Source organism: uncultured Phascolarctobacterium sp., assembly GCF_937920985.1.
Classification (GTDB): domain Bacteria; phylum Bacillota; class Negativicutes; order Acidaminococcales; family Acidaminococcaceae; genus Phascolarctobacterium_A.
Window position 1 is genome coordinate 24,031 of record NZ_CALDXR010000032.1, and the last position, 23,104, is coordinate 47,134.

General features: G+C 45.9%; 14 protein-coding genes and 1 CRISPR repeat array. All 14 genes read right to left on the bottom strand.

Going from position 1 to position 23,104, the window contains the following annotated elements:
* Window positions 1-156 precede the first annotated feature (156 nt).
* Complete coding sequence (locus Q0612_RS05585) at window positions 157-1,746, bottom strand: DEAD/DEAH box helicase (RefSeq protein WP_298881871.1); 1,590 nt, start codon at window positions 1,744-1,746, stop codon at window positions 157-159.
* Window positions 1,746-3,008 (bottom strand): competence/damage-inducible protein A, encoded by a 1,263-nt coding sequence (locus Q0612_RS05590; RefSeq protein ID WP_298881874.1) that lies wholly within the window; start codon window positions 3,006-3,008, stop codon window positions 1,746-1,748. Before Q0612_RS05590 ends, Q0612_RS05585 begins: the two co-directional genes overlap by 1 nt.
* Window positions 3,009-3,055: 47 nt before the next feature.
* Window positions 3,056-4,381: a 30S ribosomal protein S12 methylthiotransferase RimO gene (gene rimO, locus Q0612_RS05595; RefSeq protein ID WP_298881877.1), complete on the bottom strand. Its 1,326-nt coding sequence runs from the start codon at window positions 4,379-4,381 to the stop codon at window positions 3,056-3,058.
* A 121-nt stretch (window positions 4,382-4,502) separates the two neighbouring features.
* Complete coding sequence (locus tag Q0612_RS05600) at window positions 4,503-5,492, bottom strand: ABC transporter substrate-binding protein (RefSeq protein ID WP_298881880.1); 990 nt, start codon at window positions 5,490-5,492, stop codon at window positions 4,503-4,505.
* A 15-nt stretch (window positions 5,493-5,507) separates the two neighbouring features.
* Window positions 5,508-7,421 (bottom strand): YgiQ family radical SAM protein, encoded by a 1,914-nt coding sequence (locus Q0612_RS05605; protein WP_298881883.1) that lies wholly within the window; start codon window positions 7,419-7,421, stop codon window positions 5,508-5,510.
* Between the two features lie 21 nt (window positions 7,422-7,442).
* Complete coding sequence (locus tag Q0612_RS05610) at window positions 7,443-8,438, bottom strand: helix-turn-helix domain-containing protein (protein ID WP_298881886.1); 996 nt, start codon at window positions 8,436-8,438, stop codon at window positions 7,443-7,445.
* A gap of 17 nt (window positions 8,439-8,455) precedes the next feature.
* The gene (locus Q0612_RS05615) at window positions 8,456-11,026 is read right to left on the bottom strand and encodes a DNA translocase FtsK (RefSeq protein ID WP_298881889.1); all 2,571 of its coding nucleotides are present in this window, start codon (window positions 11,024-11,026) and stop codon (window positions 8,456-8,458) included.
* 108 nt (window positions 11,027-11,134) lie between these two features.
* On the bottom strand, window positions 11,135-12,799 hold the full coding sequence (locus Q0612_RS05620) for a ribonuclease J (protein ID WP_298881892.1): 1,665 nt from the start codon (window positions 12,797-12,799) through the stop codon (window positions 11,135-11,137).
* Window positions 12,800-13,757: 958 nt separating this feature from the next.
* Complete coding sequence (locus tag Q0612_RS05625; protein ID WP_298881895.1) at window positions 13,758-14,747, bottom strand: virulence RhuM family protein; 990 nt, start codon at window positions 14,745-14,747, stop codon at window positions 13,758-13,760.
* A 27-nt stretch (window positions 14,748-14,774) separates the two neighbouring features.
* Window positions 14,775-15,140 carry a helix-turn-helix domain-containing protein gene (locus Q0612_RS05630; protein WP_298881898.1) on the bottom strand — a complete coding sequence of 122 codons (366 nt, stop codon included), beginning with the start codon at window positions 15,138-15,140 and terminating at the stop codon, window positions 14,775-14,777.
* 340 nt (window positions 15,141-15,480) lie between these two features.
* Window positions 15,481-16,968: direct repeats of the CRISPR family, unit length 36 nt; unit sequence GTTTGAGTACCATCAGAAATTACATCACTCTCAAAC.
* A gap of 104 nt (window positions 16,969-17,072) precedes the next feature.
* Window positions 17,073-17,744 carry a type II-A CRISPR-associated protein Csn2 gene (gene csn2, locus Q0612_RS05635; RefSeq protein ID WP_298881901.1) on the bottom strand — a complete coding sequence of 224 codons (672 nt, stop codon included), beginning with the start codon at window positions 17,742-17,744 and terminating at the stop codon, window positions 17,073-17,075.
* Window positions 17,741-18,046 carry a CRISPR-associated endonuclease Cas2 gene (cas2, locus tag Q0612_RS05640; protein WP_298881903.1) on the bottom strand — a complete coding sequence of 102 codons (306 nt, stop codon included), beginning with the start codon at window positions 18,044-18,046 and terminating at the stop codon, window positions 17,741-17,743. The genes csn2 and cas2 overlap by 4 nt, the downstream gene beginning before the upstream one ends.
* A gap of 21 nt (window positions 18,047-18,067) precedes the next feature.
* Window positions 18,068-18,949 carry a type II CRISPR-associated endonuclease Cas1 gene (cas1, locus tag Q0612_RS05645; protein WP_298881908.1) on the bottom strand — a complete coding sequence of 294 codons (882 nt, stop codon included), beginning with the start codon at window positions 18,947-18,949 and terminating at the stop codon, window positions 18,068-18,070.
* On the bottom strand, window positions 18,946-23,085 hold the full coding sequence (gene cas9 / locus Q0612_RS05650; RefSeq protein ID WP_298881911.1) for a type II CRISPR RNA-guided endonuclease Cas9: 4,140 nt from the start codon (window positions 23,083-23,085) through the stop codon (window positions 18,946-18,948). Before cas9 ends, cas1 begins: the two co-directional genes overlap by 4 nt.
* Between the last annotated feature and the right edge of the window lie 19 nt (window positions 23,086-23,104).

Genomic DNA, 23,104 nt, shown 5'->3' on the forward strand with positions numbered 1-23,104 from the left:
AGGAATGGCGACGACGGCGTACATATTCGTACTCCTCACCCTTCGGGTATTAGCACGACCAACAGTTTTTACTGCGTTTACACTTGTAAAAACTGGGTCTTAGCGTCAGGAGCCATGACGACGCAGATGACGCATTATACTCGGTCGCCCTTTTTATTATCTTCTTGCCTTCGCAGGCTCAATATTAACCTTATAACCCTTGATAAAGTTCTTGTTCATCGCACCGATAACCTTTTCGGCTACATCCTCCGGTACCTCAACAAAGGTAAACTTATCATAGATATTAATCAGACCGATATCACGTGCCGGAATATCTGCTTCGATAGCAATGGTGCTGACAATATCCTTAACCATAATCTTCTGGCTGCGGCCGATGTTGATGAACAGGCGCACCATGCCGGGACGGCCGCCGGTGTTGCGCAGGTCCTTAGACAGAATATCCTCCTGCGGAGCCTCCAGAGCCTTAATGCCTTCCTGCATCAGCTTCAGAGCTGCTGCAGCAACCTCTTCGGCGCTGTAATCATCCAGCAGGCTTTCGGCAATCGGCATATAGTCATGGTATGCGTTCAGCTCCAGCACCGTCTGCATCTTGCTGATAATCTGGTCGCGCTGACGCTCGATAACGTTAGCAGCGGTCGGCAGCTGACGGCGTTGGATTTTAGTCTTGACGGTGCGCTCAATCAGCTTCAGCTGACGGAACTCACGCGGAGTGATGAAGGTCATAGCTACGCCGGTGTTGCCTGCACGACCGGTACGGCCGATGCGGTGAACGTAGCTTTCCGGATCCTGCGGAATATCAAAGTTGATAACGTGAGTAATATTGTCAACGTCGATACCGCGGGCAGCAACGTCGGTAGCAATCAGCACATCAACAGCGCCCTCGCGGAATTTCTTCATTACGCGGTCACGCTGGTTCTGGCTCAGGTCGCCATGCAGGCCCTCAGCCATGTAGCCACGGCTGGAAAGTGCGATAGACAGGTCGTCAACACCCTTTTTGGTACGGCAGAAGATAATCAGCTTGCCGTCGATTTCTGCGTCCAGCAGACGGCACAGGCCTTCAATCTTATCCTTGGTTTCGAAATAATATTGCTCAATCAGAGGTACAGTCAGCTCTTCCTTGGAAATGGTTACATTCTTCGGCGCCTTCATGTACTTCTTGGTCAAGCTCAGAATCGGACGGGGCATGGTTGCGGAGAACAGCAGAGTCTGGCGTTCAGCCGGCAGGCTGCGCATAATTTCTTCGATATCATCAACAAAGCCCATATCCAGCATTTCGTCGGCCTCGTCCAGTACCAGGAATTTGATATGGTCCAGACGGATAGTACCGCGGTTGATATGGTCAATCAAACGGCCCGGGGTACCAATAACAATCTGCACATTGTTGCGCAGCGCGCGGATCTGGCGTTCAATCGGCTGGCCGCCGTAAACAGGCAGCGCACGCACGCGGCGGGTGCGGCCGATTTTGCCTACTTCTTCCGCAACCTGAATAGCCAACTCACGGGTCGGAGTCATAATCAGCGCCTGAATATGCTTGAAGTCGGTAATTGCCTGCACCAGAGGAATACCGAAGGCAGCGGTCTTGCCGGTACCGGTCTGTGCCTGGCCGATAACGTCGTTACCTTCGAGCACCAGGGGAATAGTAGCGGCCTGAATCGGAGAAGGCTCTTCGAAGCCCATGTCAGTCAGGGCGGTTACAATTTTTTTGTCCAGCTCTAAGTTGCCGAACATCTCTTTTTGAATGGTCATTAATGTTTATCCTCCATATTGTTTTTTTCTTCTAATAATTTATCAATAGCCATGGAAATAGCTGTCTGAGCTATTCTCAGCTTATTTTCTGTTCTTGTCGACATAAAATGGTGCTCCTGGCAATATACCACGTCGTCAGTGGCAACGGCAATATATACCAGGCCTACCGGTTTGCCTTCGCTGGCTCCCGGTCCGGCATTGCCGGTAATGCTCACACCATAATCGCTGCCCAGCTGCTTGCGCACACCCAGCGCCATTTCACAGGCGGTTTCGCGGCTGACAGCGCCGTATTTGGCCAGCGTATCTGCCTGCACATTAAGCAGCTTCTGCTTAGCCATGTTAGTGTAGCTGACGATGCTTCCCAGCAGGTATTCGCTGCTGCCCGGAACATCCGTAACCAGGCTGCTGGCCAGACCGCCACTGCAGGATTCCGCAAAGGCAATAGTTTTACCCTGCTTCAGCAGCTCCTGCCCCAGGCATGCCGCCAGAGTGGCATCATCCACACCGTATATATAATTATCAACGCTCTTGCGTACCTTGGCTTCCATAGCGTCGAGCAGCTTAACTGCCTCCTTGTCATTGGCAGCCTTCGCCGTAAGCCTGATGAGAATTTCACCGTAGCGGGCATAAAGCGCAATCGTCGGATTTGTCTGCGCCATAATCAGCTCGTCGAGCTTAGACGCCACCATGGATTCGCCTATACCGCGCAGATGCAGAGTGCGCGACATGATAATGCCGTGCTCGCTGAAGCGCTGCAGCATTCGCGGCAGCAGCTGCTTTTCGCACACATCCGTAAGCTCGCTCGGAGGTCCGGGCAGCATAATAAAGATTTTGTCCTTATATTCCAGCCACAGTCCGGGAGCGGTACCCACATCGTTCTGCAGTACCTCGGCGCCGATGGGCACATACGCCTGCTTTTCGTTATTTTGCGAGGGGCAAAGTCCCTTCTTGGCAAAATAAGCATCTATGCGTCCCCACGTATCCAAATCGAGATAGCCTTCAGTATGACAAACCTCCATCACCATCTCCTTGGTAATATCACCGCGCGTCGGCCCCAGACCGCCGCTGGTAATGATGATATCGGCGCGCTGCATGGCCTGCTCCAGCACCGCGCGCATACGCTCCGGATTATCTCCGACCGTAGTGTGATATAAAACATCAAAGCCTATATTATTCAGCTTGCGGGATAAATACTGCACATTGGTATTCAAAATTTCACCCAGCAGCAGCTCCGTCCCGGTAGTAATGATTTCAACCTTCATCTGCTGTCACCCTCTCACCGGTTATTTTGACTATTACAGGAACGCTCTTAAACCAGCTCTGCCACCATTTCATAGGTAAAACCTTGCAGAATACGCACTCTTACCATCTGGCCTACCTCCAGCTCGGCGGCATTTTCGATAAAGATGTTGCCGTCGATATCAGGTGCCTCGTGATAGGAACGTCCTACCGCAAGAGCGGGGTTTTCTTCATCAAAGCCTTCGACGATAACGTCCAGCTCCTCATCCTCGCGCTCCTGATGGATTTCTTCGGAAATACCTGCCTGCAGCGCCATCAGCTCATGATAGCGGTTTTCCTTAACCTCAGGCTCAATCTGGGTTTCCATAGCGCCGGCTACAGTGCCCTCCTCCTGGGAATACTGGAACACGCCTGCGTTTTCAAAACGCTGCTTTTCAACAAAGTCCATCAGCTCCGCAAAATCCTCGTCGGTTTCACCGGGGAAGCCCACAATAAAGGTAGTGCGGATAGTAATTCCCGGAATACGCTCACGCAGCTTGGCCAGAAGCTCCTCTACCTGCGCGCGTGTATCGTAACGGTTCATGCTTTCCAGCAGTCTGTCGCTGGCATGCTGCAGAGGAATATCAATATACTTGCACACCTTGTCGCATTCGGCAAAGGCTGCAATCAAATCGTCCGTAAAGTTATTGGGATACAGGTACATAACGCGAATCCACTTAATGCCCTCCAGCTCGTTGAGGTCACGCAGCAGCTGCGGCAAAAGCAGCTTGCCGGTGAGGTCCTCGCCGTAGCGGGTGGTGTCCTGCGCAACTACAATCAGCTCCTTAGTGCCGTGAGCAGCAAGGCTTCTTGCCTCTGCCATAACCTCATCATAAGGGCGGCTGGTGTAGGGACCGCGCAGCTGCGGAATAATGCAGTAGGAGCAGCAGTTGTCGCAGCCCTCGGCAATTTTCAGATACGCCATGTAATCAGGCGTAGTCAGCATTCTGGGCAGAGCCTGCACATTTTTGCTTTCCAGCTTCTGCAGATGCTTCACGCGCTTGCCTGCCAGCACCTGATCGATAACCCAGCCGATATCGGTGAAGCTGTCGGTGCCGACGATAGCGTCAACCTCCGGCATGCTTTCGAAAAGCTCGTCTGCATAGCGCTGGCCGAGGCATCCTGTCATAATCAGATACTTGCAGCTGCCCTCCTCCTTATATTGCGCCATTTGTAAAATTGTGCTGATGGATTCCTCCTTCGCACTTTCGATAAAACCGCAGGTATTAACAATAATCAGTTCGGCATCTGCGGGATCGTTGGTAATATCCAGCTGCTTATCCTTGATAATACCCAGCATAACTTCAGAATCTACCAGATTTTTGGGACAGCCGAGGCTGACCATACCTATTTTCATTCTTTACCTCCAAAACCTGCTGCCCTCACTCTAGCTGTCGGGACAGCAAGCAAGAGCATAAATCACAATAATCTAATCACTATTCACTGATCACTGATGACTAATCACTAATAACTAACCACTATTTACTGAAACGAACCTTACTCAGCCACTTATTCGTCAGTCCGTCCTGCTTATCAGGCTCCAGATAGCTGCTGTTGAGCCAGATTTTATCTGCATCGGCAGCAGCCTCGTCAAAGCCACGCGGAAAGATGAACATGTAGCCTGTGGCGTTTTCCTGCGCTATCGCCTGCACCTGCTCGCTTGTCAAAAGCCATTCCATAACAGCAATACCCCGCAAATCATCGGCAGTGTTCTTAAACAGGCCTACGCAGAAAAGATTTACCGGCGTGCCTTCCTTGGGATAGACAACATAAGCGGGAAATTTATTTTCCAGATATTTAAAAACGTAGCTTTGTCTTGTTATGGCCACATCCGCATCACCCACCGCCGCCATGCGCACAGGTGTAAAGGGGAACTTGGCATATTGCCCGATAAAGCGGTTGATATCGCCTAAATACTCCAGCGATTCATCCTCGCCGAAGCGGTCTGCCAGACCTGCCAGAAAGTTTTGCGTGCTGTTGCTGTCGGATAAATTTTCCAGAGCAATGCGCAGCTGCTCTTTTCCTGCCAAATCCTGCCAGCTGCAGATATTAGTCTGGCCGACAGTACGGGCGTACTGCTGGTTGACCAGAAAAACTATCGGATCATAGAAAATACCGTACCAGCTTAAATCCGCGTCACGGAACTTCTGCGGCAGTCTGTCGCCATCGGCAAAGGCCACAGGCTTCAGGCTTCCCTGACGCTTCAGTCCGGCAAGCGTGCGCTGCTCGGCCAGCACAACGTCCGGCAGCTCCCCGCCAGGCTTCAGCTCGTAAACAGCCTTCAGCTGCAGCTTAGCCTTATTATCCTTGTTAAATGCATCCACCAGATTTTCAGTAAATTTATTATCAAGCTCGGAATACAGGATAATGGTTTTTGCCCCTGCGTTCTGTACAGGAGCAGGCTGCTCACCGCAGCCTCCCGTCAATATTCCGGCCAACATCAGCACTAAAAAGATACAACGGACCATCTCATCCCTCCGTTACTATCTGCGGCGCTTATCCTCACGCCTTTTTCCACCGGTACTGCCTGAAGCGATACTGCGGTTTGCATTACGCTTCGGTCCGCGAGATGCATCACGCTTCGCGCCACGCGCTCCGCCGCGCTGCTCCTGCTCCGTATGCAGCAGGCATTTAGGCCCGCTGCCCACAAGGTCCATACGGCCTGCCTTCTGCAGTGCCTCCAGCACCAGCTTGCGGTTACGCGGAGCACGGTACTGCATCAGCGCACGCTGCATTGCCTTATCATGCGGATTGCGGGCCACAAATACGGTTTCACCGCTTTCCGGGTCGATGCCGGAATAATACATCGCCGTCGCCGCACTGCCGGGAGTAGGAATGAAGTCCTGCACCTGCTCCGGATTGTGCTTGATGTCACGCAAAAACTCTGCCAGCTCAATAGCATTGTTCAGCGTGCAGCCCGGATGGCTGGAAATAAAATACGGCACCAGATATTGCGGCAGGCCGATTTCTTTATTTTTTTGCGCATAAAGGCGCATAAACTTCAGATAAACTTCCTTGCCGGGCTTACCCATACGCGCCAGAACCTGGGGAGCGATATGCTCAGGCGCCACCTTCAGCAGACCGCTGATGTGATAGCGGCACAGCTCATCCAAGAAATCCTGCTTTTTATCCGCCAGCATATAATCATAACGGATACCGCTGCGAATAAACACCTTCTTAACGCCCGGTAAAGCGCGCAGCTTACGCAAAAGCGCTATATAATCGCTGTGGTCGGCATCAATATTGGGGCACGGCTTGGGGAACAGGCACTGTCTGTCCTTGCACACGCCGTATTTCAGCTGCTTGGCACAGGAAGGATGGCGGAAGTTGGCTGTAGGGCCACCAACGTCATGGATATAGCCCTTGAAGCCGTCCAGCTGCGTCAGAATCTTAGCTTCGCGCAGAATAGATTCATGGCTGCGAGCCTGAATGATGCGTCCCTGATGCGCATGAATAGCGCAGAAGGAACAGCTGCCGAAGCAGCCTCTGCTGCTTACCAGGCTGAACTGAACCTCTTCGAGCGCCGCAACGCCTCCCTTGACATCATAGCTCGGATGCCACTTACGCATATAAGGCAAATCATAGATAGCGTCCATCTCCTCCATCGTCAGCGGGAAGATGTTCGGATTCTGTACGATATATTTCTTCTGTCCCTTTTGGACTACGATTTTGCCATAAAACGGGTCCTGCTCCTTGCTCTGCAGCTTGAAGGCTCTGGCAAATTCCTTGCGGTCGTCCTTGATAGCCTTCCAGTCGGGAAGCTCCACATATTCGTCATCGGGCAGAGTGTCGGACATATAGGCCGTGCCGCGGATATAATGCATATCCTCGGCGCCGGCACCGCCTGCCAGATAGTCGGCAATTTCCACTACCTGCTTTTCGCCCATGCCGTAAATCAAAAGGTCCGCGCCGCTGCTCTCCAGAATAGAGGGCATCAGCTTGTTTTCCCAGTAGTCGAAATGCACAAAACGGCGCAGGCTGGCTTCAATGCCGCCGATAATTACAGGCATATCCGGCCACAGCTGCTTGACGAGCTGCGCATAAACGGCCGTAGCATGGTCGGGACGCTGTCCCACCTCGCCGCCTGCGGTATACTTGTCGACAGCACGCTCATTCTTGGCTGCCGTATAACGGCACAGCATGGAGTCAAGGTTGCCGCCGGAAATAAGCACGCCCAATCGCGGCTTGCCCAGCTCTGCCAGATATTCTGCTTTATCCCAACGCGGCTGGCACAGCATAGCTACCTTGTAGCCCTGCGCCTCCAGTACACGGCAGATTACTGCCGGACCGAAGGAGGGGTGGTCTACATAAGCATCGCCGCTGATAAACAGAAAGTCAATCTGCTCCCAGCCACGCTCGGCAATTTCTTGAGCGGAAATTGGTAAAAACTGTTTCATTAAAAACTCCTGAACAAATTATTATTTCTTCTTATCGGCCTTCGCTTCGCCGGCAGCCTGCGGCTGCTGCGGCTCAGCCTGCTTAACCTCAGCCTGCGGCTTCGGTTCTTCTGCCTTCGGCGCAGGTGCAGCTGCAGCGGGCTGCGGCGCTTCCTCTACTGCGGCAGCAGGTGCGGCCTTGGTTTCAGCTACGGGCTGCGGTGCGGCCTCCTCTGCCTTAGCTGCGGCTGCAGGCTGTGCGGGAGCGTTGCGCAGATAGGTCTTCACGGCCACGCCATGCTCGCCCTTCAGGTCAACAGCCTCGCCGTTCACCTTAATGCGTACAACACCGATATTGCCGTACTTGACAATCAGCTTATCCTTAGCCTCGAAATGCTTGCTTTCCTTAGCATGCAGAATGCCGGCAAAAAGCTCCTTGCCGTCGGCACTCGCCTCCAGCCAGCAGTCACCCTCAGCCTCCAGGTCAACGGTAACCTTATCCAGCACTGCGGGCGCTTTAGCTTCAGGCTTAACCTGCTCGGTCTGCTTGGCCTCATCCTTAGGCATATTTTTAAAATAGTTAATCGTAGCGGGAATAGCAAAATAGCCTGCCGTGAGCACCGCTACCGCTGCTAAGCCTGCCAGGCACTGCTTCATCGGCAGCTTCGGCAAACCCGGCATTTCAAAGCGGCCTGTACCGCTGCCGATATCACGCTTATCCTTCAGCTGGATGTTGAGGCGGACCTTTTCCACCTCGCGGATACCCTTGCTGCGTACAGCCTCTGCCGCCATACCGGCAGCACTTGCTTTATATTCATTAACAAGCTCCGGACCGTTCAAGCCCAGATAATTACCGTAGTTGCGGATTATTCCCTTCAGGAAAACCTCGCCCGGAGTCTTGTCATATTCATCATTTTCTACAGCCTGCAGATAACGGCTGCGGATACTGGTAGCCTTTTCGGCATCAGCAAGAGAGATACCCTTGGCCAGTCTTGCTTCTTTCAAAATTGCGCCGACAGTCTTTTCCTTATCATCCATTTCGCCTGCACCTCCGCTTATTCACGGCGCAGGAAGCGTTCCTCTGCTTCCTTACGCGACATTATAACCTCTCGTGGCTTGCTGCCTACGGATTGACCGACAATGCCCAGCTCCTCCATGGTATCTACCAGACGCGCCGCACGCGTATAGCCTATGCGGAAGCGTCGCTGCAGCATGGAGCTTGATGCCTGCCCCATGTCCAGCACAAGGCTCAGGGCATCCTCGAAAAGCTCATCCTCTGCAGGCGCATTGGAGCCTGCATCCTCGGCATTATGGCCTTTATTATCACATTCCAGCTCCTGCTCTGTTACCTCTTCGCTGTAATTTACAGGAATGGACTGCTTGATAATGAAATCTACTATTTTATTCAGCTCATCATCGCTGACGAAGGCACCCTGCACACGCACGGGCTTGTTGTAGCCCATGGGGTAAAAGAGCATATCGCCCTTGCCCAGCAGCTTTTCGGCACCGCCCATATCAATAATGGTGCGCGAATCTGTCTGCGAGGATACGGCGAAAGCAATACGTGAAGGAATATTCGCCTTGACGATGCCTGTAATAACATCTACGGACGGACGCTGGGTGGCCAGAATCAGATGGATACCGGCAGCGCGGGCCTTCTGTGCCAAACGCAGGATGGCATCCTCCACATCAACCTTGGCTACCATCATCAGGTCGGATAACTCGTCGATGATGATTACGATATAAGGCATCTTTTCGGCGGCCTGTGCGTTATAGGTTTTGATGTCACGCACACGGCTGTCGGCAAACGCCTTATAACGGCGCTCCATTTCCGCTACCGCCCAGTGCAGCGCGCTGGCTGCCTTTTTCGGCTCGGTGACAACAGGTGTCAGCAGATGCGGAATACCGTTGTAATTAGACAATTCTACGACCTTAGGGTCGACAAGAATCAGTTTAACCTCGTCCGGGGTAGCACGGTACAAAAGACCGGCGATAATCGTATTGATACACACCGATTTACCGGAGCCTGTGGAGCCTGCTACCAGAAGGTGCGGCATTTTCGCAAGGTCGGCGGAAATAATATCACCGCTGATATCCTTGCCCAAACCAATGCACAGATGCTCCTTGGCATTGCGCACACTGCCTGCCTCCACAACCTCACGGAAGCACACGGGATCGTTCTTCGTGTTCGGCGCTTCGATGCCGATGGCGGATTTGCCGGGAATCGGCGCCTCGATACGCACACCAGGCGCAGCCAGACGCAGGGCAATATCATCCGCAAGGTTCACCACCGAGCTTACCTTCACACCTGCCGCAGGCTCCAGCTCAAAGCGGGTAACCGACGGTCCGCGTGTAACGGCAACAACTCTGGCGCGCACCTTGAAGTCTGCCAAAGTCTGCTCCAGCACCGCACATTGGTCCATGATGTCCTTCTGATAGGTGGACGGGTCGCTGGCCTTCGGCGTATCCAGAAGCTCCAGCGGTGGCAGCTGATAGCTGCTCGCGGCCTGCGCTTCAGGCTCATATGCTGCAGCGGTCTGCGGAGCAGGCGCCGCTGCGGCAATTTTATCCGCGCTGTCAAAAATCGTTACGGCCGGCTTCTCCGGTTCAGGCTCAGGCTGCGGCTCCGCCTTAGCAGGCGCTGCAAACGCTGCCGCCTGCTCCTCGCGATAGGTATTGCGGATTACGGAAGCAGGACGCTCCGGTTCGGGCTCCGGCTCATGTTCAGCAGCCGGCGGCTCCGCATCATCCAGAAAGCGGCTGTCCGGCTCGTAATCATCGTCATAATTGATAATCGGTCTTACAATGACCTCGGGTTTGGACTGCTCCCATTCGGGCAGCTGCACAGGGTCACGCTCTATTTCCTCTTTTAAAGGTGATTTTTCGTAAACACTCTTGTTTTTCGTAAAGCCCAAAATGCTTCTGAAAGCACTTTTCTTCTGCACGCCCTCGTTGAAGGCATCAAACTCGGGGCTGGTATAGTTGCTGATAACGTTATCCGCAGGAGCGGCATGCTGTTGAGGCGCGGCACTCTTGCGCTTGAACACGGTCCTGGACACAATCTCCGGACGCTTGCGCTCCTCCCTCACCTTGTCGTCGGGGCGCACCAACGTCAAATCGTCGGAGGTCAGATAATCCTGCCACAGCTCCCACCATTTGCGCAGCGGCAGCACCAGGCCCAGCAGCCACAGCCAGCCTAAGGCAAGAATAATATAAACCATTACATCACCGGCAAAGGAACGCAGCAGCTTCAGCAAAAGGCCGCCTATAAGACCGCCGCCCTCCGCTATCAGCGAAGGCTCCAGCTCAGCGCCAACAGGCACAAAAACATGATGAGCTGTGCCTGTAAGGCACAGCGTCACCAAAGTAAAAATTAATGTTCTCTTGTTAAAAACACCAAATTGTCCTCTAAGCAGCTGCCAGGACGCAGCAAAGAAAGCCAAAGGCAGCAAAAAGATACCCTTACCCAGCAGATTCTGCTCCACCAGATAAGCATAATGCATTACGCCGTCCTCAGCCGTCATAAGAAGAGCGGCTGCAAACAGCAGACCCATAAGCAGGCAGACAACGCCGACAGGGCGCGAGTAGCTTCTATTCTGTTGCTTCCTTCTTCTTTCCTTGCGCAAGATAAGACAACTCCTAAAATCGCAGCTGCCGGCAGTCATCCTTTATCAGCTGACTGCTGACAACCGTTCACAAAAAACTATTCACTAATCACTAATCACTGAAAGCTATCAGATTTCCATGATAATCGGCAGAATCATCGGACGGCGGCGGGTTCTTTCGAACAGGAAGCGTCCCAGAGAATCACGGACCGTGGACTTGATTGCCGACCATTCGGAAACATTGTTTTCCTCGCAGCGGTCCAAGGCAGCCTGCACCTTATCGCGTGCTTCATCCATCAGGTCCTCGGCCTCGCGTACATAAACAAAGCCGCGGGAAACGATATCCGGACCGGAAACCACATGGCAGGATTCCTTGTCGATGGTTACGACAACAATCATGATACCGTCCTGAGAAAGCTGACGGCGGTCGCGCAGTACAATGTTGCCTACGTCGCCGACACCAAGGCCGTCAACCAGCACCTTGCCTGCAGGCACCTTGCCGTTAATGGTAATGCTGCTCTTGGTCAGCTCGATAACGCTGCCGTTTTCACCGATAACAATGTGGTCTGCCGGCATGCCAAGGGATTTAGCCAGATTAGCATGCTTAACCAGATGACGGTATTCACCATGCACAGGCATGAAGAAACGCGGACGCACCAGATTGTGCATCATCTTGATTTCCTCCTGGCTGGCGTGGCCGGAAACGTGGACGCCGTTGCTTTTTTCATAAATAACGTCCGCACCCAGCTTGTACAGATGGTCGATAGTACGGGAAACGAGCTTTTCGTTGCCCGGAATCGGTGTAGCAGAAATAATTACTGTATCACCGGGCATAATATCAACCTTTTTATGGTCATTCATAGCCATACGGGTGAGCGCGCTCATCGGCTCGCCCTGACTGCCGGTGGTGATAATAACAACCTTTTCCGGCGTATAGTTATGAGTTTCATCAATATCAATCAAAACGCCCTCGGGAACCTTTAAGTAACCCAGCTCCTTGGCGATATTTACAACATTCACCATGCTGCGGCCGATAACTGCTACCTTACGGTCGTACTTCACAGCAGTATCAATAACCTGTTGGATACGATGTACGTTAGAGGAGAAGGTTGCTACTATAATACGGTGCTTAGCATAGCGGAACTCCTCGTCAAAGGTCTGGCCAACCATTTTTTCGCTGGGAGTGAAGCCCGGGCGCTCGGCGTTGGTGCTGTCTGCCAGCAGGCACAGCACACCGCGGTCGCCGTATTCGGCAAATTTATTGAATTCCATAACCTGTCCGTCGACAGGAGTGTGGTCGATTTTGAAGTCACCGGTGTGGATAATAACACCGATAGGAGTAATAATCGCGATAGCAACAGCGTCCGGAATGCTGTGGTTTACGCGGATGAAATCAAGCTTGAAGGCACCGGCGTTAATCTTGTCACCGGGTTTTACTACGTGCAGGTTTTCGTTGCCTACACCGTTTTCCTTCAAGCGGCCTTGTAAAATACCCAGAGTAAGTGCGGTACCATAAACGGGACAATCAATTTGTTTCATAACATAGGGCAGCGCACCGATATGGTCCTCGTGACCATGTGTCAGAAAGATACCCTTAATTTTATCTTTATTCTCAACCAAATATGTAATATCGGGAATAACCAAGTCAATGCCGAGCATATCGTCTTCAGGGAACATCAGTCCTGCATCAATCAGGATCATGTCATCCCCGTAACGGAATACCGTCATATTTTTACCAATTTCGCCCAAACCACCCAGCGGGATAATTTGGACCTTATGTTGAAATTTACCCAAAAAAAATACACCTCCATTTTTTATTTTACATTCTTCCGTACAAATGTAGAAATTGAATTTGATACTGTGTCCGCACACATACTCTCTACTTTATTATACACTAAATATGGGCTATTGACAAATAGTGATACATATTTTTTGTGAAAAGTTTGTTGCCAAACGGATGATTTTTTGGCAGAGGTAAAGCGCATGCAAAAAAGCGGCTGAAGGCAATGCACTCCCCTGCACCCTTGACATTCCCTTGTATTTCAAGTAAACTTAAACTAAGTTCTTCAAAACCGCAAGTAAGCTTATGCCTCCGGCTCATTTACCTGCGGACAATTAAATAAGCAGTATATCCTGCAGATGCATCTTTTCTGCAGAAGCTTAAGCAAGGCCATTTATTTTTATCTGGTACATTCTAAGAGTAGTACAAACTGACGATTTTTTATCGTCAGGGTACTGCTCTTTTTTGTTTTTCAGGCGCTTTGCAACTGCTTATGTATTTTTTACTTTATCTGTGTTAAAAGGTTATCGCTGAGCTTATAAATTTATCTCTCGCTTATGTAGAGAAACTGAAGGAAGATCAAACTGAGCAGTCCTGCAAATAATCTTGTCGCTGTTATGAAAAAGGCGTTCTACCGCAGTTGGGTAGAACGCTTTTATTCTTTTATGTTCGCCGTGAGCTTCACTTCTTCTTGCGGTCAAAATTATAAAGCCCATATAATCCGCCAGTGATTAAATTAAGAAAGCTATTAGCATAGAGGCCAATTAGTGTCTTTCTCTCGCTTCCACGTAATTATACAAAAGAACGGACCTATAATGTAGCTGCTTTTTTGCCAGTATGGATCAAAAAACATGACAACAAACATAAAGAGGTAGATACATCCTAAAAATTTAGCATATTTTTTACGCGTCATAAAACTACTCCTTCAAATCGTCAATTTCTTCCTTACCTTCAGGCTCCAGCTGGCAGTATTTATTTCTTTATGTTTTTGGTTTCCTGCTCCAATTCCAACAGGTCAAACTCATCGGCTTGCGCTGCCTCGAATGCTTTGCGACGTGCATCAAATTCTTCGTAAATTTTACGGGCGTGTATCTGGGCTTGTTCCATGGTGACTTTTCCGTGAGATTGAAGCACGGGGACGCCATGATCTAAAAGCAGTTTATCTACACTGGCGCGCCAGAAGTCAAGCGTTAAGTCTTTACGCATTTTTACATGCAATTCAGCACTTTCAAGGAAGATAGTTACTAAACGGTTAAGAACATCTATTTCGTCAGATGTGAGGTAATTTTTGGCGACTATAACATCAGCTTTGCGTACGATTGAACCACTCCATGAGGTCAAGGCCATATTGGGAGCATCTGCATTTGCACGTGTAGCTATAATTTCAGCAGCAGTTTTTCTTGTGACGCCAAAAAGCAGTTTGTTTTGTGTGTCTGCAAAGAATAAGTTCGTTGCTTTTTCGGTAACCTTGTAGTCGCTGGATAGAGCGAATAAGTCACGCAGCTTCTGATAAAAACGTTTTTCGCTGGCGCGAATGTCGCGAATCTGTTCCAGCAATTCGTCGAAATAATCCGGACGGCCATCCGGGTTTTTCAGGCGGTCCTTGTCAATGATAAAGCCTTTCTGCAGATATTCCTTTAAGGTATTGTTTGCCCATTGGCGGAATTGCGTGCCACGTGGGGAGCGAACACGGAAACCAACAGCAAGGATAACGTCAAGACTATAATATGAAACAAGATAATTTTTCCCATCTGCTGCAGTTGTTCGGATTTTCCGAACAACTGAATTTTCATCTAATTCGTCTTCAGAAAAGATATTTTTTATATGCTCGCTAATACTGGATTTACTGCTGTTAAATAAATCAACCATCTGCGCCTGCGTTAACCATACAGTGCCGTTATCGGCGTAAAGTTTAATTTCAGCTTTGCCATCTGCAGTGTTGTAAATAATAATGTCTGCCATGTATTCATTCCTCACTTTCAAAATCTATTATCCTAAACTCTCCACGTCTTCTTCCGCCTTGCGTTGGAGCTTGGCCAGCTTAACATCAATCAAATCGTCAATTTCTTCCTTGCCGTCAGGAGGCAGCTGGCGGTATTTTTTTATGTATGTTTCTTCTTGCTGGGTGAGGGAGAGAGATGGTGGCGTGGGAGCGTCTTCCCAGCCCATAAGGTAAGCAGGTTTTACTCCTAGAGCTTTAGCAAAAGCAACTATTTTTGATTGGGTTATATCGTTTTCACCAGATTCTATCTTTGCTATTGTAGAACGTAATTTATAACCTAATCTTTTTGCGAGCTCTTCTTGAGACATATTTAATTCTTCTCGCCTTGCTCTGATTCTATCGTACAATGTCATGAGCAACACTCTCCTGTCTTTAATATAAGGTTATAGCAGCATAATTGTTCCATATGATCAACAAAAAATTGCCTAATAAGCAAAAATGTTGATAAAAAAGAACGAAGAGATTATAACGAATCTGTGATTAAAAATCAACAAAAGAGGTGACAAATAATCACGGGCAGTATTACATGTGAATTAGCCGTCACTAAAGCGAGAATATCGAAAGGAGCTATAGCGAATGCTCTTGGGATATCTCGCATGAGTTTAACGCGAAAAATCAACAATGTTACTGAATTTAAAGCCAGCGAAATTTCGCTGCTTAAAACTATTTTGCATCTTGATGACAAAGAGCGCGGTTTGAGTACCATCAGAAATTACATCACTCTCAAACAGCTGCTTTGAATTTATTGATAGTACCCATGTTTGAGTACCATCAGAAATTACATCACTCTCAAACTAGTGCGACTACTAGCAGACTACAACATAAGTTTGAGTACCATCAGAAATTACATCACTCTCAAACTCTAGTAATTCTTCAAACATATTATCACCTGTTTGAGTACCATCAGAAATTACATCACTCTCAAACTTTTGATAACGAAAATGCCGTTCTCGTGCTGTTTGAGTACCATCAGAAATTACATCACTCTCAAACTTTCAAGCAACTTCTCCTTTAACCCCAATGGTTTGAGTACCATCAGAAATTACATCACTCTCAAACCTTCTTGTTGTTCACTATCGTAATCTTCTAGTTTGAGTACCATCAGAAATTACATCACTCTCAAACAAATTTCTGTGCTAAGTGCCAAGAATCAAGGTTTGAGTACCATCAGAAATTACATCACTCTCAAACCTGATAGCCGCGTTGTGCATCAAGTTACTCGTTTGAGTACCATCAGAAATTACATCACTCTCAAACCTTCTAGCAGATTCGTTTGCTCTTTGAATTGTTTGAGTACCATCAGAAATTACATCACTCTCAAACCGATGATTCCCCAAGCTAATATTCGCCGCTGTTTGAGTACCATCAGAAATTACATCACTCTCAAACCGATGATTCCACAAGCCAACATCCGCCGTAGTTTGAGTACCATCAGAAATTACATCACTCTCAAACACCCTTCCGCTTGCGTGCTGACAAGCTTATGTTTGAGTACCATCAGAAATTACATCACTCTCAAACTTTTTATAGCGCGTATCGGGAATAACTATTGTTTGAGTACCATCAGAAATTACATCACTCTCAAACTTAGCTACTATTCTAATTTTACAAATTGTAGTTTGAGTACCATCAGAAATTACATCACTCTCAAACTAGCGGTCTAATCGCACGTTTTTCAGTGATGTTTGAGTACCATCAGAAATTACATCACTCTCAAACGAAACACCTCGCTTTAACCTAACAAGGAAAGTTTGAGTACCATCAGAAATTACATCACTCTCAAACCTTCCTAATCCTGAAGCAGCAGCCTCAATAGTTTGAGTACCATCAGAAATTACATCACTCTCAAACAAGCTCTATAACGCTGCTAAAAAAGAATTCGTTTGAGTACCATCAGAAATTACATCACTCTCAAACGTGCTTGTGTTGTAAATGCTGATACTATTGGTTTGAGTACCATCAGAAATTACATCACTCTCAAACCCGGTGGTTCTCCTTATAAGTTAAATATGAGTTTGAGTACCATCAGAAATTACATCACTCTCAAACTCTCTTTGATTAAGTAAATCATCTAACATAGTTTGAGTACCATCAGAAATTACATCACTCTCAAACATGCAAAGGATATTACTTACGAGCAAATTAGTTTGAGTACCATCAGAAATTACATCACTCTCAAACCTCAAATTAAGAGATTGTCCACGAATGAAACTATCATCACCATAGCGTAATTTCCTCAGGTCCCTATAAAGACATTATAAATCACTCAAAATTCTTTGTCAAAATCATTTCACAACACATAAATCACCATCAACTATACAAACAACTTCTTCTGCAAGCTCCTGCTCAACACTGTTTTCCAAAAGAAGCAGATGCATTTTCCTGTAAAACGCTTCTTTATAAAAATTCTTCAGCTCATCATTTGTCAAATAAGTCTTCAAATTTACGAAAGCCAAGATCTTTACTTTTTGAAACTTGCTGCAGACATCCATAAAATATACCAGACCTTCCAGAAAATTTTCCTCCCCGTCTTCAAATTCCAACTCTAATGCTTTAAATAAGCTCTGCAGATTAAAATCGTCTTGAAACTTCAAGGCATAATCAACCTGATTAAGCAAGCCATAAGTATACTCTGCTATCTGACCTTTCACTCTACAGGTATTCAAATAATTTTCTTCATTTATTCCCAGCTTACCAAGCTCATTATATAAGCCGGTTAATGCTTTGCGTGAATTTATCTCCAAAGCAAACGGATTTACAACAAGGCAGACATCCTTATCAATTTTTAAAATTTTATTATTGTCAGATAAAACAAACCTACCTTCTCCACCGTCAATCTGCTTAGCAAGCTCTTGAATCATTCTTCGGAAAAGCTCCTTATGCTCCATCACTAAAACATTAACTCTGTTTTCTTGAAAAATAAGCTGCTGCTCCAACTCCGTATAAACCAGCTTCATAATATTACCAATCTTTCATCACTGTTCAAAACATCATTATGCGCTTGTCCAACCAAAACCTCCATACGCGAAAACTGTCGTTCCGTAACTGTAAGCAACTGCACCAATCCTTCTTGCGGCAAATTCAGCTTGACCTTCTTGATGATTGCATCTGCAGCTATCGCGTTAAGCGCAATTTTGCAATACACAGATTCCTGCATCATCATAAACCCATTCTTTAACAGATACTTACGAAAAATCCTATAAGAACGCTTATTCTCAAGCGTAGTAACAGGCAAATCAAAAAGAACTAATATTCTCATAAATCTATAGCTCATAATACATCATACAAAGCTGTTCCACTTGATTACGCTCACATCATTACTGTTCAACGCGTCAAAAACACTCTTGCAATAAAGCTTAATAGCATAATTAAGAGTAACCTGCTTTTCATTGTTTATAACATTTTTATTTAGTACTTCTAAAATCTCATGCTTCTGCTCTTTATCAAAGCAATGCAGCTTTTCTTTTACCAGCATATCATATACCTGATAATCAACAAAAGGCCGCAGCGGCTCCATAATATCCGAGCCCAAATTGAATGCATTGAAAATATTATCATGAATCAGTCCAAGCTGTGTAAGATAACCATTGGCAGTTATCTCCCTGTTGCATGCAGCTAATAAAACCATATAACCATAATTCAATGCTGCATTAACAGCAATATCATCCGCTCTGGTGAATCCCAATCCAAAAATAGAGTTAAAATAAACTTTTGCGGCATGCCCTTCCCGATTACTGGCATCCAAATATTGAAGCTGTGTCGCATATTCATCCAGCATAGAAGCTGTATCAAGCCCCAGTTTTTTCAACAAGGCAGATTGCATCTTAATTTTGGTATATATAATTGCAGTACCAACATCGCCTTTGGTGCTTTCGCTCCAAGCTATCTGTTGCTTTATTTTAGCACTGACATCATGCGCTCCATAATACGGAATAAGCTCAGCTGAAGGATTTCTTTTGCTGTCACAAAAAATCACCTTTATCTTTCTATCCATCATTTCCGCAAGCAAAGCCGCTGTCAACGAAACCTGCGTTGTTTCAATAAGCAGTACTGAAATTTCATCAAGATGGACCTTGGTGGTCCGCTCTCCGCGAACCACCATATAGCCCAATTGTAAATCCAGCTTTGCCCGTGTACTTATAACAATTACACGCCAGCTCATAGCTTCATCAAATCCACTTCCTGTTCAAAAACACCTGTCGGTGACTGGTTAATCAGAATGCATTGTTTAACATTGGAGATATTGGTATTCCATGTTACCTTTCCTACGTTCTTACCTGCTCCAAGAAGTTGTAAATCAGCTGTCGCACTTAAACACTTAAACAGATTTAAAATTTCTTTCAAAACGTGAATTTGTTTTGATACAAATAAGCCTTTAAAATTCTCTCTACGTTTTTCCAAGGTTGCAGATTGAGAAGCAGGTCTCTTTTTATACAAATTATTAGCAGACTTTGCAAGCAGTATATCATAAATCCGCATATTGTTTTCTTTACCGATTCCCCATGTCTTTTCATAAAAATCTAACCTTTTTCTTGCTTTTTGCTTTTTCTCTTCATCAGCATTCTTATCAGCAATAATCTCGTCATTGACCGCCAAATTATTCTCATATTTAAATGCCTTTTTCAAGTAAGCAATACTATATTCATCTATACATAATTGACTAGCAACATAAAATTGAAGTTGTTTTAGTTGTCTCCCAGAAATATGCATAGGAAAGCCATTTATCTTAAACAAACTATATTTTTTGATTTTAGGAATCTTAATCTCAGGCTCGCACAGCTGTACAACATCAGTTAGATAATTTTGCACAGCTTTTTCTCCTTGTTTTGCATAAACCAAAGGGATTCCTTCTATTGATAACTGAACAGCTCCCTTTTTTCCTTCTGATTTAACTAAAGCAAAATATGCTGTAGTCAAGGAATCATACCCGCCATACTTCTCTACAGATAAACCCGCTTTCAAAGGCAACTGTCCACTCTTGGCTTTAAGCGGTTGCTGTTTAAATAATTCTCCTTTGCCTTCTACCGGTTGTCTGGTAAAGAGAATATTGTTCTTAAGCATAGTCTTGGTAACAGTTGTAATCGTACCGTCTTTACCACCAATCCAAGCAATCTCACTATCACGTTTAATGCTAAATTTATAAAAAATCTCCGGTTTCAGGCTATAACGTCTGTTATCTTGATTTTTGGTAATAAAACTTAAAGGGTTAGCGGTAAATTTCACATGATAGCAATTACCGACCACAATATTCAGATAAGCATCCTTTGCATGATGCAAATCGTTAACCTCACGGCATTTAATAAATTTAAACTGATGACGGAAATCAGATACATTGCCGGCCTTAACATATACAATCTCACTATGCTTATACGCTGTCTTTAAAATCGTAGCAACAGCTTTTGTCGACTGTCTTGTCTCCACAAGCTGTCTGCTGATAAAGCCGGCCAGCTCTTCGTCTCTCAGCTGTGTACTGCGTGTCAGACGTTCATATTTTCTTTCATCAATGAATCCCTTATCATACAGCAGCTTCCAGAAGCTATGCATTTTGGTGCGAATTGCTGCATCAAGCGGATAAATATCTGTTTTGGCGGCATTAACCTCCTTTTTAACAAGTACCCTGTTGCTAAGGCTGTCATCCTTTGTTTTGGAACGCGGATAGATATGATCAATGTCATACAGATTATCATCATACAAAGAAGCCAGTTCTATTGTTTCGCCCGTATACATGCAGCGTCCCATCTGTGTATAGTAAAGATAGAGCTTATCACTGCGCAAATCATCTTCTTTTTTGGAACTCAGCTGAATTTTAAATGCGTTGAGCTCATCTGTATGAGGCATAAAATCAATGTTTTCTTCCTTGCATTGTTTATATAAGTCCTGTAACTTTTTCAGACGGCTATCAGTACGCTTGCTTTCTTCCTTGCTTCTGGCCATCTCAATAAAAATACGCTTTGGCTCGTGGCCCGTAATTTTCTTGATTTCTTCCAATATCGTCAGCGTCTGCCAGATAGAACGCTTAACTGAAGGATAAACATAAAGCTCTTCAACGTCTTTGTATGTCAGTTTACTATTACTGTTTTGCCTGCCACTATTAAACTCTTTAATCTTACCAATAAAATCATAAGAACAATAGCTGCTCAAAAGCTCCATGAAATTTTTATTTGTATGACGCAAAGCACTGATAATAGTGACAAGTTCACCAAAACCCTTATCCTCATAAGCAATAGCACTGCTATTCAATAACGTTGCAGACAGTCTGCCCCAATCCTTATATTTAAGCTTTTTGATAGCTTTGATTTTATCATCGGAAATCTGCGGATAAGTATTTCTGATTTTTGTTGCCAACATCTTTTTCTCGTCGCAGAATAAGGTTATCCATCTGATAATATTCTCAATTTCATCTCTATGCAGTTGAATATAATCTTCACCGAAAATTCTTCTAAAATCATTATATGATTTCATCGAAGCATTAATCTTATCATCAATGCCTCCGATATTTTGGAAAGAAATATTTTCCTGTCTAAAAAATCTTTCTAATGTTTTCTTGGTAACCTTTGATGTCTTAGCAAGAAAAAGCTGTTTAAAGATCTTTTCCAGCACATCAACAGGCAAGCGTTCGCCGTCAACAGTAATATTGTTAATAGCATTACGCACCATAAACTCCGAATACAATAATGATTCCTTAGGAAGTACGTCTTCACCAACAAGATACGTGCATTTTGCTGTCATATTGGTTATAAACTTTTCTGCACTCTCTTCCAAATTTACAATTTCAGTAAAATTCCAAGGATAAATTTTTTCATTCTTACGTACAACCCAACATCTGCCCTGTTCTTTGGACATACGTGTACCCGCAAGCGGACCTACATAATACGGTATTCTGAACTTAACAATCTGTTCAATTTTTTCACGCACAGAAAGACCGTTATTATCAGTCTCACCTAAAAACGGTAAATAGCCCTCAGCATTATCAAGAATGCATTTTAATTCCGCTAAATGCACCTGGATGGGAATGATGCCATTATCCTTAGTTGTTTGTTTAGGAAAAGCAAATCCATTGGCAATGCGAAACAGTAAACGTTCCTCCTCTGTTTTGGCACCATCAATACTCGTAATTTCCTGCATTATTTTTTTGTATTCTGCAATACCGTCAAGCTGCTTCTTTAGATCCTTACAAAAATCAAGCTGATTACGTCCTTTGATTCCTTTAGCATATTTCTCATAAGAAATATCTCCATCCTGCCTGAAAATCTTATTATATAAAGGCTTACCTTTAATCATGGATTTCAAAACAGCCAAATCACGTTTATGTTCTTCATAAACCTGCACCTTGCACTCAGAAAGCAGATGTTGTTCACCTTCATCTTTTTTGCCTGCATCAAGATGCAATATTTTTGCCAGCAAACTCCAATCATAAATAGCTTTGAAACGGAGTAACCCTTCGTAACGCTCTCCTAATGCTGCTGTAAGCACAGGTTCAAGTTCATCCAAATCATCATCCTGAAAGCTTACTGATTTCTTTTCGCATTCATCTAATTCTTCATCCAAAAATAACTCAGCTAACTTAGCTTTACCACCACTAAAAAGCTGTATAATAGCTTTCTGCTGTTTTGTCTGTGCCGGTAATAAACTCTGCATCGCTTTCTGCTTAATGGTACGTCCTAAGTTTACATCGCACAAAACTTTAGCCAATTCATCTATATTTTGACATGACCAATCTTCAATTCCCATCTCATCCCGGACATAATTCTCAACCTCACTGAAAACCGCATTAAAATCGTTTACTTTGGAGGCATCAAGATTATCAAACAAAAAATGTCCACGATGCTTAGCAATGTGCTGTACAGCGAGATAGAGCAAGCGTACATCAAAAGGTCCTTTCTGGGTTGCCAGAGCATAACGCAAATGGTACATAGTAGGATATTGTTGATAAAACTCCTTATCTGTATAATTTTTATCAACAAATAAATTACATACTGCCTTCTCGCGCTTATCATCTAATTGCAAACGGCTATCCTCTAAACGCATAAAGAAACCGGGATCAACCTTAGCGATTTCCTCCGCAAATAATTCCTGCAACATTTTAAGGCGCCAGGTAGTTCTGTCAATTCTGCGTCTGCCAGAGCGAAAAACTCTCGTAGAGGCGGCAGTATTGGCAGAATCAAAAAGTCTGATTCCCCATAACGCTTTGCCATTAAATTTTAAAATATTATAATTTGTATCCGTAACAGCCCAGCCAACAGATGCATCCCCCATATCTAAGCCGATATAATAATCACAATTCTTTAATTTTTGCATATTGACAAACCTCCACAGA